Origin of the sequence: Rugamonas rubra (genome assembly GCF_900114705.1) — a bacterium.
In the GTDB taxonomy this organism is placed as follows: Bacteria; Pseudomonadota; Gammaproteobacteria; order Burkholderiales; family Burkholderiaceae_D; genus Rugamonas; species Rugamonas rubra.
Genome location: NZ_FOTW01000008.1, coordinates 227,946 through 241,326 on the forward strand (window position 1 = coordinate 227,946; position 13,381 = coordinate 241,326).

The window sequence follows — 13,381 nt, forward strand, 5'->3', positions numbered from 1 at the left end:
AAGGCGCGCAGCACATGAAAGCAATGATTTTGGCGGCGGGCAAGGGCACGCGGGTGCGCCCGCTGACCTACGACCTGCCCAAGCCGATGATCCCCATCCTCGGCAAGCCGGTGATGGCCTATTTGATCGAGCACCTGCACAAGTACGGCGTGACCGAGATCATGGTCAACGTCAGCTATCTGCACGAGAAGATCGAGGAGTACTTCGGCGAGGGTCACCAGTACGACGTGCAGATCGGCTATTCCTTCGAGGGCTACACCAACGACGACGGCGAGGTGGTGCCGCAGCCGCTCGGCTCGGCCGGCGGCATGAAGAAGATCCAGCAGTTCGGCGGCTTTTTTGACGACACCACCATCGTCCTGTGCGGCGACGCGCTGATCGACCTGGACATCAAGTCGGCCCTGTTCGAGCACCGCCGCAAGGGCGCGCTGGCCTCGGTGATCACCAAGGAGGTGCCGTGGGACAAGGTGTCGAGCTACGGCGTGGTGGTGGCCGACGCCGACGGGCGCATCCGCCAGTTCCAGGAGAAGCCCAGCCAGGAGGAGGCGCTGTCGAACTTTGTCAGCACCGGCATCTACATCTTCGAGCCGGAGGTGATCGACCTGATCCCGTCGGACCGGCCGTTCGACATCGGTTCCGACCTGTTCCCGCTGCTGGCCGAGAAGGGCCTGCCGTTCTACGCCCAGACGCGCGGCTTCAACTGGATCGACATCGGCAGCGTGAGCGACTACTGGGAGGTGTGCCAGAGCGTGCTGATGGGCGAGGTGGCCAATCTGCACATGCCCGGCATCCAGGTCGACGACGGCCTGTGGGTCGGCCTCAACACCAGCATCGACTGGGACGGCACGCAGATCGAGGGTCCGGTCTACATCGGCTCGGGCTGCCGCATCGAGGCCGGCGTGCGCATCGTGGGGCCGACCTGGATCGGCCACGGCAGCCACGTCTGCGCCGGCGCCGAGGTGGTGCGCAGCGTGCTGTTCGAATACACCCGAGTGTTACCGGATGTTTCGCTGGAGGAAATGATCGTCTTCAAGGACTATAGTGTCGACCGCGCCGGCGAGATGAAGCACGTCTCCGAATGCGACCCGGACGCCTGGGCCAACGCGCGCGACCGGCGCAGCAAACGCCGCACGAACAACAGCAACGATATCAACGAGAAGAGAAACAGAGCATGAAAATCTATCCAGTCATCCTGTCGGGCGGCTCCGGCACCCGTCTGTGGCCGCTGTCGCGCGCCGTGTTGCCCAAGCAGTTGCTGCCGCTGGTCGGCGAGCAGACCATGCTGCAGGACACCGCGCTGCGCCTGGCCGGCCGGCCCGGCCTGATGGCCCCGCTGATCGTCTGCGGCAACGAGCACCGCTTCCTGGTGGCCGAGCAGATGCGCGAGATCCGCCAGGCGCCGCTCGGCATCCTGCTCGAGCCGGTCGGCCGCAACACGGCGCCGGCGGTGGCCGCCGCCGCCCACTACCTGCGCGTCATCGACGCCGAGGCGGTGATGCTGGTGCTGCCGGCCGACCACGTGATCGAGGACGTCGACGCCTTCTTCGCCGCCATCGAGGCGGCCGGCGCGCTGGTCGCCGAGGGCGCCCTGGCCACCTTCGGCATCGTGCCGAGCGGCCCGGAGACGGGCTACGGCTACATCCAGAGCGGCAAGGCGGCCGCCGCCGCGCAGTGTTTCGCGGTCGACCGCTTCGTCGAGAAGCCGGACCTGGCCACGGCCGAGGGCTTCGTCGCCGCCGGCAACTACTTCTGGAACAGCGGCATGTTCCTGTTCCGCGCCGACAGCTATCTGCGCGAGCTCGAGCAGTTCCAGCCGGCCATCGCGGCGGCCAGCGAGGCCGCCGTGCGGCTGGGCTACCGCGACCTCGACTTCTGCCGCCTCGACGAGGCCAGCTTCACCGCCTGCCCGTCCGACTCGATCGACTACGCGGTGATGGAGCACACCCGCCACGCCATCGTGGTGCCGGCCTCGATCGGCTGGAGCGACGTCGGCTCCTGGTCGGCGCTGTGGGAGGTGCAGCCGCAGGACGCCGACGGCAACGTGGCGCGCGGCGACGTCTACCTGGACGGCGTGTCCGGCTCGCTGGTGCGCGCCGAGAGCCGCATCGTCGCGGTGGTCGGCGTGCAGGACCTGGTGGTGGTCGAGACGGCCGACGCGGTGCTGGTGGCGCACAAGGACCAGGTGCAGCGGGTCAAGCAGATCGTCGAGCACCTGAAGGCGCAGGAGCGCACCGAGCACCTGCACCACACCAAGGTGTACCGGCCGTGGGGCTGCTACGAGGGCATCGACATCGGCGAGCGTTTCCAGGTCAAGCGCATCACCGTCAATCCGGGCGGCAAGCTGTCGCTGCAGATGCACCACCACCGCGCCGAGCACTGGATCGTGGTCAGCGGCACGGCCCGCGTCACCTGCGGCGACAAGGTCAGCCTGCTGACCGAGAACGAGTCGACCTACATTCCGATCGGCATGAACCACCGCTTGGAAAATCCGGGCAAACTGCCGCTGCACCTGATCGAAGTGCAGTCGGGCAGCTACCTGGGCGAGGACGACATCGTGCGCTTCGAGGACGTCTACTCGCGCGCCTGAGGTTGGCCCGGCGGCGGCGCCACGCGGCGCGGCGCGATGGCGCTATAATCGACAGCGGAAGCCTTGGCTTCCGCTTTTTTTTCACATTGACCAGAGTGCCACTTGCCTACAATTCCCACCCTCCTGCGCGGCCTGTGCTGTGCCACCATGCTGGCCTCGGCCGCCGCCTCGGCGCAGTTCAAGCCGGCCGCGGCCGCCGGCTTGCAGCCGGCGCAACTCGCCATCGTGGTCAACGACGACGAAGCCAACAGCGTGGAGATCGGCGAGTACTACCGCCAGGCGCGCAACATACCGGCCAGGAACGTGGTGCATGTGCGCATTCCCGGCAAGCCCCACAAGCTCGACGCTGAACAGTTCCGCCAGCTCAAGGAGCAGATCGACGGCCAACTGGGCGCTGACATCCAGGCCGTGTTGATGGTCTGGACGGCGCCCTACGCGGTCGAGTGCAACTCGATCACGGCGGCGTACACGATGGGCTTCGACGCCGCGCTGTGCCAGAAACCCTGCGGGCCGGGCAAGCCGAGCGCCTATTACAACACCGCCTCGGCGCGGCCGCAGGCCGAGTTCGGCATGCGCCTGTCGATGCTGCTGCCGACCGAGTCGGTCGAGCAGGCCAAGGCGCTGATCGGGCGCGGCCAGGTCAGCGGCTTCTCGACGCCGGCGGCCAGCGCCTACTACCTGGTCACCAGCGAGCAGGCGCGCAACAGCCGGGCGCCGTTCTTTCCGCGCGCCATGGTGTTGCCGCAGAAAAAACTGACCATCAAGAACCTTCACGCCGACAGCCTGGAGGACGCCAAGGACATCATGGTCTACCAGACCGGCATGGCGCGCGTGGCCAAGCTGGATACACTGCAGTTCCTGCCCGGCGCGCTGGCCGACCACCTGACCTCGGTCGGCGGCGACCTGCTCGGCGACGCCCAGATGAGCAGCCTGCGCTGGCTCGAGGCGGGCGCCACGGCCAGCTACGGCACCGTGTCCGAGCCGTGCAACTACTGGCAGAAGTTCCCCAATTCCACCGTGCTGCTGCAGCACTATCTACGCGGCGCCAGCGCCATCGAGGCCTACTGGCGCAGCGTGGCTTGGCCGGGGCAGGGCGTGTTCATCGGCGAGCCGTTGGCGGCGCCGTACCGGGGCGCGGCGCGGTAGTGCCGCACGGCAATTATTTCATACAATATACATAACACTTTCCTGATGAATATGCTATCATCGCGACCAAGTCAGTAGCAATTCAATATGTCCCGGCATCCGGCCGGGGCAGATTATTCAGTTAAGGCAAGCATGAAAAAGAATTTCAACAACATCGCCGCAGCCCTGGTCTTCGCCGGCTCCGCGCTGGTCGCCCAAGCCGCCCAGGCCGCCCCGATCGACATCAGCCAACTGCCGGAAGCGGTGACCCTGGCCGCAGGTACCGCCCACTTCGACGACACCTTCGCCAACGGCAACGCCCACAACCTGTTCAACGACCAGTTCACCTTCACCACCACCGGTGTGAGCAATGTCGACATGATCCTGACCTCGATCAGCACCAAGGCCAGCAACGGCCTGGACCTGACCGGTTTCGCCCTGTACAACAGCAACAGCAACGCCATGGTCTTGAATGGCACCCAGCTCAAGACTGGCCTGCAGGACAAATGGACGCTGACGGTCAACTCGCTGGCGGCCGGTTCGTACTACTTCAAAGTGAGCGGCAATGTGGTTTCGGCCGCCGGCGGCGCTTTCGCCGGCAACGGCCACGTGCTGAGCGCGGTACCGGAAGCCGACACCTACGCCATGTTGCTGGCCGGCCTGGGCCTGCTGGGCGTGGTGGCACGCCGCCGCAGCAACGCGGCCTAAGTTCGACCTCCTTACTTTAGATAATCGGCGGACGCCACGGCGGCCGCCCTCACTTTCGGTGACACTATGCATAAATTGACCCAATCCCTGATCCTGGCCCTGGCCCTGGCCGGTTCCAGCATCGCCCACGCCGCCACCGACCTGAGCGCCGCGTCGGTCGACCTGACCGCCGACCTGCTGAGCTCGTCGTCGGCCGCCTTCGGCCAGACCATCCACCTGAGCAACGCGGCCGACGTCGGCGCCGTGAACAACTTCTTCATCGACAACTACACCTTCACCCTGTCGGGCGCCAACGACCTGTCCAGCCTGGTGACCTCGCTGATCGCCGCGCCGAACTCCGGCCTGATCATCACCGGCTTCAACCTGCTGAGCAATAACGCCGTGGTGCTGGCCGGCCAGCAGAACCTGGTCGACTTCGACGCCGCCGACCAGGCTTGGTCGTTCGACAGCACCCAGCCGCTGAACGCCGGCAGCTACACGCTGCAAGTGCGCGGCTACGCCGCCGACACCACCGCCGGCAGCTACAGCGGCAACATCGGCATCGCCGCCGCCGTGCCGGAACCAGAAACCATCGCCATGCTGCTGGCCGGCCTGGGTCTGATCGGCGTGGTCAGCCGTCGCCGCAAAGTGGCCGTCGCCGCGTAAGTCTTTCTGCTGCAACAAAAACGGAGGCCTTCGGCCTCCGTTTTTTTTTGCGCGCCCAGTATTGGCGCCCTCCCGTGGGTGCAAGTCGCGCCATGAGCTGACCACGGTGAGCGAAGTGAGGCGCAGCTGCATGAGGGCAGCCGATTGCGCCAACGTGCCGCTTGCGGCACGGCACGGAGCATGCATCACGAGCCGATGGGCAAGAGCCGTATCGAAAGCGTTGCCGATCAGGACGGGCTGGCCATGGGCCGCGAAGCTCTTCTCGCCAAGGAGCGGCGGCGTAGATGGCGCGGTTGAGTGATGGTGGAGTGTGTCTCTTACTTGGGCCGAAACCCGACGGCGGCGAACTCGAGTTCGGCATCCCGACGGTGGTGGACCGCCAAATTCAGCAGGCCCTGCCACACGTGCTGCAACCGATACTTGATCCCACTTCCAGCGAGCATAGCTACGGTTTTCGTCCGGGCGGGCATGCGCAAGACGTGGTGTTGGCCGCCCAAGCGTGCGCCCAGTCCGGCTTGCGGATCGTGGTCGAAGTCGACTTGTCGAAGCCCTTCGGCAGGGGTAGCTGGGGTGGAAGGGGCGCCCGGTGATCGCGAATTGCTCAAGCAGGCAGCAGTGCCGTCGGTGGCAAGATAAGGCGCGGCATGCGGCCGACGCTGGTGGGACTATAGCGATAGTTGCTGAAAACGGTAATGGCTTTCGGCTATTTCGACCGACTGGATGTACCTCGCCTATCTTAACTTCAACCACTCGAGCCGTCCGGTGCGGACTCGCATGGCCGGTGGTGTGGCTGGGGAGGGGGGGCATCAAAAACAATTCACCGCTCGCCCAATGCCGAGTTATAGGGGGGGGGCTAGTTGCGTTTGCCGGTGGCGTTGTGGGAATGAGCGGTTCGTGCCTGGACGGAACTGCGACTGCGGCCCGCGACGGTCATAGCACAGTCGGGTGCAGGCAGCCATTGCGCCATTATCAAAAGTTGGGACGGGTTTGTGTTCAATTAAATAATTGTGTTCTAAAAACTATTTATATATTATAATTATTGCAATTTATACCACTAATTGACTGGGTACATCGCCGGCGAGACTGATCGAGTCGGTGAACGCATCACTTGCACGCCCCTGCGGCACAGAGGTCCATGGCCGCTCCACCCAACGAAACGTAAGGAAATCATGAACAACATACATCGCAGTGTTCTGCTTGCCGTATGTGCCTTGTTTGGCATATCGAGCGGCGCGCAGGCCTACGGCATAGGCGAATCGATTATGCGTGTCAGCGATCTGAAGCTGACCGATTCGGCAGGTGCCCAGTACACTAATGCTAAATTGTTGTCATCGTCGAGCATGGCGTTCGCCAGCGTCTTCAACTCCACGTCTCCAGGTGTGGGCGGGGGGGACTGGTGGCGCTGGAGCACTTTTGGTGACGGGTGGGATCCATACGAACATTGTTCCATCGCGGGCCACTTGGATTGCGGGCCGTTTTACCTTAACTATTTCCTACCATTCGACCCCCAGGGATATCATTTTCTCCCTGGAGTTGGATATAGGAATACCGACCTGCGGATCAAGGGCGATATCCTCTACAAGCCGGCGACCCCGATGAACATCGATATGCGGGGCGATGCCGCCACCTATGGGGCCGAGGCATATTACGGCGGCGTGAGCTTGGTTCAATTCGACATGACGTTCAAGCTTGCGTCGGCCGATCGCATCACCTTGTCGTTCGATGCGGATGCCTTCAGCAAGGCGAGCAACGGTGGCAGCGGAGAGCGTCTCTTGGATCGCGCGACGTCGCAAGTGAAGTTCGAGGCAAGGCTGATCAACAAGACGACAGGCGTACAGATTTTTTACTTTGCTCCTGAGGAGTTGAACTTTCTGAACGCTCCGTTGCACGGCGACTCTGTGATGGATCCAGCGGCGAAATCGTTCTCCGTCAGTTCATCCTTGCTCAACACGTCGGACGAGTACGCGTTCTCGTTTACGCAACTCACCGCCAGTTATGCCTCCACGGCGCCTGTTCCCGAGCCGTCTGGCGTCGCCATGCTGGGCGCCGGGATCGGGCTGCTGGCCTTCGTGAGAAGGCGTTCGCGCAAGCCGGCCGCGCCGTGATGCCGGGCGATTCGCCTGCACACCGCCGCACTCCACCTCCGCAGCCGACGTCAAGTAGCTGCTTCACGCACGCAAGGAAACCATGAACAAACATATCATTGCCGGTACGCTGATGGCCGTTGCCACCCTGTGCCTTTCGACTGGCGCCCATGCCCGTGGGGTAGCGGAGACGCTGCTTCGTGTTAGCAACCTGAAACTGAGTGATTCGGTTGGCGCGGCATACACGCGGGCCGCGTTCTCGGCTTTGTCCACTAGCAACGTCACCAGCAACATTCTGTACACCGGTGCGCCAGAGAAACAAATCGGCGTTGGATACTACTTGCCCGGCTTGGGCAGCGTCGACCTGCCGACTCTGTGCCAGCAGTCGCGGCGCAACGATTGTGCCAGGGTCTATTCCAATTATTTCCGGCCTTTTAGCCGCGATGAATATAGCTTTCCCGCCGGTTACGATTACCTCCACGCCGATCAGTTGATCAAGGGGGATCTCATCGGCAACGTGCCGTCGACATTGAGCATCGATACGCGTGGTGACGCCGCAATCCGTTATGTTGATAAGGGGTATTACGGCGGCGCGAGCTCGGTAAACCTGCAAATGAAGTTCAAGCTCGCCTCGGAGAATCGCCTTACCCTGTCGTTCGATGCGGACGCCTACTCCAATGTGTACGGCTTCAGTCCCAACTGGGACGAGCGGGAGCACATGGAGTCGCAAATAAGGTTCGGGGCGACATTGATGAACAAGACGACCGGCGCCACGGTGTTTTCCTACGCCCCTGAGGAGATCAACTTCGGCAACGACCCTGAGTTTGGGCAGGTCGTGCTGGACCCGGCAGCGAAGTCGTTCAGCATTACCTCGGCCCTGCTCAATACGTCGGACGACTATGTGCTGTCGATCACCCAGATGGCGGGAAGCTTTGCGAGGATCTCGGCGATCCCCGAGCCATCCGGCGCCGCGATGCTGGGCGCCGGTATTGGCCTGCTGGCGTTCCTGAGACGGCGGTCGCGGACGGCCTCGGTGGCCTGAGGCGGCGCGAAATGGCGGCCGGCGATGTCCGCGCCGGCCGTCGGCCGTGCTAAAGGCGTATGGCCGCTTCGACTAACCTGCTTTCTCGACATGAGGCAATGAATCAACTAGCATTGCCGCAACGTTGGATATGGACCTGCCAGCTAGCCTGTTTGAGGTAGTGGAATGGACGCCCCCTTTCAGAAACGGCATCTAAGTGTCAAAGTGATGATGTCACTCAACCACGTTCCGAAGGGGGCGCCTGAAATGAAGGTTGCAACAATTGGTGCCGATTTGGCAAAAAGCGTAATTCAGATCCATGGGGTCGATTCCCACGGCAACACGGTGCAGAGGAAGCAGCTCAAACCAAGCAGGTGACGGAATTCTTCGCCAAGCTGGAACGCTGCCTGATCGGGATGGAGGCGTGCGGCAGCGCCCACTACTGGGCCAGAAAGCTGCAGCAACTGGGGGCATACGGTGAAGCTGATGGCACCGCTGTTCGTCAAGCCCTACGTGAAGACGAACAAGAATGACATGGCTGATGCCGAAGCGATCTGCGATGGTTCGCGTCAACTATCTTGGCCAGCCGGCGTCAGTTATCTCGGCCGGTGAAGCGAGGGTTTCTTAGTCCTTTTTTCCTCGGCTGCGGCGTAGTGCTCGCGGTCGCGGCGGCGCGGCGCCGATAGCTCTCGAGGTTCAGTTCGAAGATGGTCGAGTGGTGCACCAATCGGTCGACGGCGGCGAGCGTGATCGCCGGTTCCGGAAACACCTGGTCCCACCCGGAGAACAGCTGGTTCGCCGTCAGCGCCAGGCTCTTCCTTTCATAGCGCACCGCGACCAACTCGAACAGCACGGACGTCTCTGTCTGGTCCCGCCGGACATAGCTCAGGTCGTCCAGGATCAAGAGGTCGAAGCGGTCCAGCCTGGAGATCTCGGCCGGTAGACGCATCTCGCGCCGCCCGATCTGCAACTTTTGCACCAGGTCGCTGGTGCGCGTGAAGTGGACCCCGTAGCCGTAGTCGATCAGGCCGGAGCCGATGGCGCAGAGCAGATGGCTCTTGCCCACGCCAGGCGGACCGAACTACAGCAGGTTGGCGTCCTGCTCGAGCCAGCTGTCGCCGTCGACCAGGGCGGTGAGGTGGGTCTTCGACACGGTCGGCGCGGTGGCGAAGTTGAAGTTCGACAGCAGCTTGCCTGGCAGCATCTGCGACTCCAGCCGGTCCCGCTCCAGGCGCCGGGTCAGCAGCTCGTGCTTGTCCTTGTTCTGGACTGCCGCCGCCAAGCTGTCGGTGCGATGCTCCTGGGGCACGCCGTCCATCATCCACCCGCAGTTCTGCGGGCCCGACGACAGTGCCAAGAAGCTCTCGCCGCCCAGCACCACCTCGACGTAGCGCCAGCCCGAATAGGCCAGCCCGAACTGGTACAGCAGGTGCAGCGAGGCGGCACCGGCGACCGTTACCTGCAGCACGGCGGCGTTGGTGAAGTCCGACAGGCCCAACCGGCCCGGCCGGCGCGCCTGTGCGAAGTACACCTCGCGCTCCTTGACATGGATGGCGGTCCAACTGCGCACCCGACGCTGCAACGTATGCAGCAAAGCGCCGTCGTACTGCTCTGGGTGGCGCCCCTGCATCTCCTTGAGCAAGGTGGTCGCCGTCAGCGCCGGCGGGGGCGCCAGCAACGGCACGATCGCGCTCCGCCAGAGCGCTTCGAACGGGGCGGCGGGGTGCGCCAACCACGCGTCTCGCGCTGCGCCGTCCAGCCGCCGCGCCGAACGCTGATGCCGACCTTGGCGGCGGCGACTTCCTGGCCGAGCTTGGTTCTGCGTTTCTTGTAGATGCTCACTTGGTGACCTCCAATGCGTTTGCCGGCCACTCGTCGTCTCCCTCAGCGCGATGCTGAATGAAACAACCATAATCCTCGCTTCCGCATCGGGCCGGTTTCAGGTGACGAACCGGCCAAGATAATTGTCGTTAACAATGTATTTATATAATTATTTATATATTATACTTGTTGCTGTATTTGCCATTTATCTCTGCGGCTGGCGACATTGATTGGGTCGCCGCGCGTTGCCCACGTTCGAACCCGGCCCCGTGCTTTTAGGCCGCTCCACTCAACGTAGCGAAAGGAAATTATGAAGAACACACGTCTTGGAATTTTGCTCGCCATATGTGTCTTGTCAGGTGTATCGAGCAGTGCGCAGGCCTACGGCGTGGGCGAATCGATTCTGCGTGTCAGTGATCTGAAGCTGACCGATTCGGTCGGTGCGCGCTATACCAGCGCCAAGTTTTCGACATTGTCGAGCAAGGCCTTCGCCAGCAACCTCAACCATTATTCGCCGGGCCACCAAGGGGAGGGGGGGCAGTGGTCCTACTCCACCAACTTTGGTGTCGTCGACCTAACCACTAACTGCGGTATTGATAGTGGAGTGCCTTGCGGACCGACCTATCCCAACTATTTCCTGCCTTTCTCGCCCGATGGCTACCATTTCGTCCCAGGCGTTGGGTACCGCTATGCCGACCAACTGATCAAAGGCGACCTCATCATTAGCCCGGCAACTCCAATGAGCATCGATACGCGTGGTGATGCCGCCACAAATGGGGGCAATGGGTATTACGGCGGCTCGAGTTTGGTTCAATTCGACATGACGTTCAAGCTCGCTTCGGCCGATCGCCTCACCTTGTCGTTCGATGCGGACGCCTTCAGCAAGGTGAGCAACAATGGCAGCGGGGTGCATTTCTTTGATCGCGCGGCGTCGCAAGTGAAGTTCGAAGCAAGGCTTGTCAACACCACGACTGGCGCGCAGATTTTTTCCTTTGCTCCAGACGAGTTGAATTTTCTGAATGCGCCGTGGCACGGCGACTCGGTGATGGATCCGGCGGCGAAATCGTTCTCCGTCAGTTCATCCTTGCTCAACACGTCGGACGAGTATGCGTTCTCGTTCACGCAGTTAACTGCCACTTTTGCCTCCGCCACGGCGGTTCCCGAGCCGTCTGGCGTTGCCATGCTGGGCGCCGGGATCGGGCTGCTGGCCTTCCTGAGAAGGCGCTCGCACAAGTCGGCCGCGCTGGGATGCCGATGATGCGTCTGCACACAGCGGTAATCCACCTCCGCAGCGAATGGCATGTGGCTGCTCTACGTACTTAAGGAAACCATGAACAAAAATATCTTTCGGGGCGCGCTGACAGCCGTCGTTGTCCTTTGCATCTCGACTGGCGCCCATGCCAGAGGGTCGGCGGAGACGCTGCTCCGTGTCAGCAACCTGAGGCTGAGTGATTCGGTTGGCGCAGCGTACACGCGCGCCGCGTTCTCGGCGTTAGCCACTAGTAATGCCGCCAGTTCCATTCTGTACACTGGTACGCCGGAGCAACAAGCCGGTGTTGGATATTACTTGCCCAGCTTGGGTAACGTCGACCTGCCGACTCTGTGCCAGCAGCCGGTACGCAACGATTGCGCCTTGGTTTTTTCTAACTATTTCCAACCATTTGGTCTCGATGGATATGGCTTCGGCCGGGGCTATGATTACCTCCATGCCGATCAGAGGATCAAGGGGGATCTCATTGGCAACTTGCCATCGGCGCTGAGCATCGATACGCGCGGTGACGCCCAGATCCAGTACGAAGATGGATACTACGGCGGCGTGAGTTCGGTAAACCTGCAAATGAAGTTCAAGCTCGCCTCTGAGAACCGCCTTACTCTGTCGTTCGACGCGGACGCCTATTCCAACGTGTATGGCTACAGTCCCGACTGGTACGAGCGGGAGCACATGGAGTCGCAAGTGAAGTTCGAGGCGACACTGACAAATAGGACGACTGGTGCCACAGTTTTTTCCTACGCCCCTGACGAGATCAACTTTGGGAACGACCCCGAGTTTGGGATCGTCGTGAAGGACCCTGCAGCGAAGTGGTTCAGCGTTACCTCGGCTTTGCTCAATACGTCGGACGAGTACGTACTGTCAATCACCCAAGTGGCGGGCAGCTACGCGAGGATATCGGCGGTTCCCGAGCCATCTGGCGCCGCGATGCTAGGCGCCGGCATTGGCTTACTGGCGTTCCTGAGAAGGCGGTCGCGAACGGCCTTGGCGGTCTGACGCGAAGCGAGGCGGCAGTGGTGAGCTTCTCGCGAGCCATTCCCGCCAAGTGCCGATGGTTTCCAACGGTATCTCCAGAGAATCGACTGAAAGAGACTGTTGGAAACTTCCCGCACTTTTCGGATGCTTTTTTTCGCAGGCGCAATGCCGGATGTCGTTTTTCCATTGCTACCACCTCCGCATTTTTCTCCTCTTGATGTAAGACATATCCTACGCCGGTTGCTCGGCGGAACCATTCGCCCGCACCTTGGTGGAGCTCTCCTATGAGTGATCCAACTGGCCGCGTCAGCGCAGTGAAATCATGCTTTTAGGATATATCCACAGGGAAATTCCACGCTCCTGCAGTGTTAATCTTTTCATTTTCGCCATGCTAGGATTGTTGGGCAGTATTCCATCAATCAGGGGCCGTCAACGGCCCCGACCATATTTTTTTTGGGGGCAACATGAAAAAAATCCACTCCATGCTGGCGGTGCTCACCTTGGCCGGCGCCACCCTGGCACCCGTCGCCGCGCAGGCGGCCGACGTCAGCCAAGCGGCGCAGACCATCACCTTGACGGCGGGTACCAACTACTTCGGCCACTCCTTCGCGGGCGGCATCGGCGACACCTTCTCCGACCGTTACAACTTCACCACCAGCAGTTTCAGCAATTTGGGTTCGTTGGTCTCGGCCTTCAGCCCGACCATGCTCGACGACATCAAGATCAGCGGCCTGTGGCTGTACAACTCGGCCAACATGTCGCTGGGCGGCACCCAGGTGCTGGACGGCCAGGTCGACTTGTGGACGCTGGCGACCAGCCATCTGGCGGCCGACAGCTACTATCTGCTGGTCAAGGGCGAGCTGCTGTCGGCGTCGCCATCCAGCTACGCCGGCACGTTGACGGTGACGCCGGTGCCGGAACCCGAGACCTACGGCATGTTGTTGGCCGGCCTGGGCCTGGTTGGCTATCTGGCGCGCCGGCGCGGCGCCATCAAGGCGGCGTAGGCGGTAAGGGGCGCAGCATTACGCTAGCCCGGCGCTTGGCCCGGTGGCACCTTGGTGCCGCCGGGCCGTTTTTTTGCCGGCCCCGACCATCGGTTTGCCGCTCCCTGCTTAGTCCGTTCGGACTAAAGCCCTGTCATCAAG

General features: G+C 62.0%; 12 protein-coding genes and 2 pseudogenes. 12 read left to right on the plus strand and 2 right to left on the minus strand.

All coding sequences use genetic code 11. From position 1 onward, the window contains the following. Window positions 1–14: 14 nt before the first annotated feature. From BM252_RS08865 to BM252_RS08905, 9 genes and pseudogenes are all read left to right on the plus strand, one after another. Window positions 15–1,175, plus strand: coding sequence for a nucleotidyltransferase family protein (locus BM252_RS08865; protein ID WP_093386413.1), 1,161 nt, complete (start codon window positions 15–17; stop codon window positions 1,173–1,175). Continuing rightward, window positions 1,172–2,587, plus strand: coding sequence for a mannose-1-phosphate guanylyltransferase/mannose-6-phosphate isomerase (locus tag BM252_RS08870; RefSeq protein WP_093386415.1), 1,416 nt, complete (start codon window positions 1,172–1,174; stop codon window positions 2,585–2,587). The genes BM252_RS08865 and BM252_RS08870 overlap by 4 nt, the downstream gene beginning before the upstream one ends. A 102-nt stretch (window positions 2,588–2,689) precedes the next feature. Continuing rightward, window positions 2,690–3,733 (plus strand): TIGR03790 family protein, encoded by a 1,044-nt coding sequence (locus tag BM252_RS08875; protein WP_342742483.1) that lies wholly within the window; start codon window positions 2,690–2,692, stop codon window positions 3,731–3,733. Window positions 3,734–3,865: 132 nt separating this feature from the next. After that, window positions 3,866–4,420 (plus strand): FxDxF family PEP-CTERM protein, encoded by a 555-nt coding sequence (locus BM252_RS08880; protein ID WP_093386420.1) that lies wholly within the window; start codon window positions 3,866–3,868, stop codon window positions 4,418–4,420. A gap of 66 nt (window positions 4,421–4,486) precedes the next feature. Next, complete coding sequence (locus BM252_RS08885) at window positions 4,487–5,065, plus strand: FxDxF family PEP-CTERM protein (RefSeq protein ID WP_093386423.1); 579 nt, start codon at window positions 4,487–4,489, stop codon at window positions 5,063–5,065. A 326-nt stretch (window positions 5,066–5,391) separates the two neighbouring features. Further along, window positions 5,392–5,625 (plus strand): annotated as a pseudogene (locus BM252_RS08890) (group II intron reverse transcriptase/maturase); the annotation flags it as partial. Window positions 5,626–6,234: 609 nt separating this feature from the next. Beyond that, window positions 6,235–7,170, plus strand: coding sequence for an EDSAP-1 family PEP-CTERM protein (locus BM252_RS08895; RefSeq protein ID WP_093386428.1), 936 nt, complete (start codon window positions 6,235–6,237; stop codon window positions 7,168–7,170). Window positions 7,171–7,252: 82 nt separating this feature from the next. After that, complete coding sequence (locus tag BM252_RS08900; protein WP_093386430.1) at window positions 7,253–8,191, plus strand: EDSAP-1 family PEP-CTERM protein; 939 nt, start codon at window positions 7,253–7,255, stop codon at window positions 8,189–8,191. A gap of 246 nt (window positions 8,192–8,437) precedes the next feature. After that, window positions 8,438–8,731: pseudogene (locus BM252_RS08905) on the plus strand (IS110 family transposase); the annotation flags it as partial. A 31-nt stretch (window positions 8,732–8,762) separates the two neighbouring features. On the opposite strand, the gene BM252_RS08910 reads toward BM252_RS08905, so the two are convergent. Then, window positions 8,763–9,236: an ATP-binding protein gene (locus BM252_RS08910; protein WP_093386433.1), complete on the minus strand. Its 474-nt coding sequence runs from the start codon at window positions 9,234–9,236 to the stop codon at window positions 8,763–8,765. 15 nt (window positions 9,237–9,251) lie between these two features. Continuing rightward, the gene (locus BM252_RS32105; protein WP_139236360.1) at window positions 9,252–9,854 is read right to left on the minus strand and encodes a hypothetical protein; all 603 of its coding nucleotides are present in this window, start codon (window positions 9,852–9,854) and stop codon (window positions 9,252–9,254) included. Window positions 9,855–10,301: 447 nt separating this feature from the next. Between BM252_RS32105 and BM252_RS08920 the strand changes: the two genes are divergently transcribed. The 3 genes from BM252_RS08920 (at window position 10,302) to BM252_RS08930 (ending at window position 13,240) form a co-directional block, all read left to right on the plus strand. Continuing rightward, the gene (locus BM252_RS08920; RefSeq protein ID WP_093386438.1) at window positions 10,302–11,249 is read left to right on the plus strand and encodes an EDSAP-1 family PEP-CTERM protein; all 948 of its coding nucleotides are present in this window, start codon (window positions 10,302–10,304) and stop codon (window positions 11,247–11,249) included. A gap of 72 nt (window positions 11,250–11,321) precedes the next feature. Beyond that, window positions 11,322–12,257: an EDSAP-1 family PEP-CTERM protein gene (locus BM252_RS31615; RefSeq protein WP_245774163.1), complete on the plus strand. Its 936-nt coding sequence runs from the start codon at window positions 11,322–11,324 to the stop codon at window positions 12,255–12,257. A 443-nt stretch (window positions 12,258–12,700) separates the two neighbouring features. Further along, on the plus strand, window positions 12,701–13,240 hold the full coding sequence (locus BM252_RS08930; protein ID WP_093386443.1) for an FxDxF family PEP-CTERM protein: 540 nt from the start codon (window positions 12,701–12,703) through the stop codon (window positions 13,238–13,240). The last annotated feature ends 141 nt before the right edge of the window (window positions 13,241–13,381 follow it).

Bases quoted from the DNA above. Each gene is read 5' to 3' on its own strand.
- BM252_RS08865 (WP_093386413.1), top strand. From the start codon at position 15: ATGAAAGCAATGATTTTGGCGGCGGGCAAGGGCACGCGGGTGCGCCCG.
- BM252_RS08870 (WP_093386415.1), top strand. From the start codon at position 1,172: ATGAAAATCTATCCAGTCATCCTGTCGGGCGGCTCCGGCACCCGTCTG.
- BM252_RS08880 (WP_093386420.1), top strand. From the start codon at position 3,866: ATGAAAAAGAATTTCAACAACATCGCCGCAGCCCTGGTCTTCGCCGGC.
- BM252_RS08885 (WP_093386423.1), top strand. From the start codon at position 4,487: ATGCATAAATTGACCCAATCCCTGATCCTGGCCCTGGCCCTGGCCGGT.
- BM252_RS08895 (WP_093386428.1), top strand. From the start codon at position 6,235: ATGAACAACATACATCGCAGTGTTCTGCTTGCCGTATGTGCCTTGTTT.
- BM252_RS08900 (WP_093386430.1), top strand. From the start codon at position 7,253: ATGAACAAACATATCATTGCCGGTACGCTGATGGCCGTTGCCACCCTG.
- BM252_RS08920 (WP_093386438.1), top strand. From the start codon at position 10,302: ATGAAGAACACACGTCTTGGAATTTTGCTCGCCATATGTGTCTTGTCA.
- BM252_RS31615 (WP_245774163.1), top strand. From the start codon at position 11,322: ATGAACAAAAATATCTTTCGGGGCGCGCTGACAGCCGTCGTTGTCCTT.
- BM252_RS08930 (WP_093386443.1), top strand. From the start codon at position 12,701: ATGAAAAAAATCCACTCCATGCTGGCGGTGCTCACCTTGGCCGGCGCC.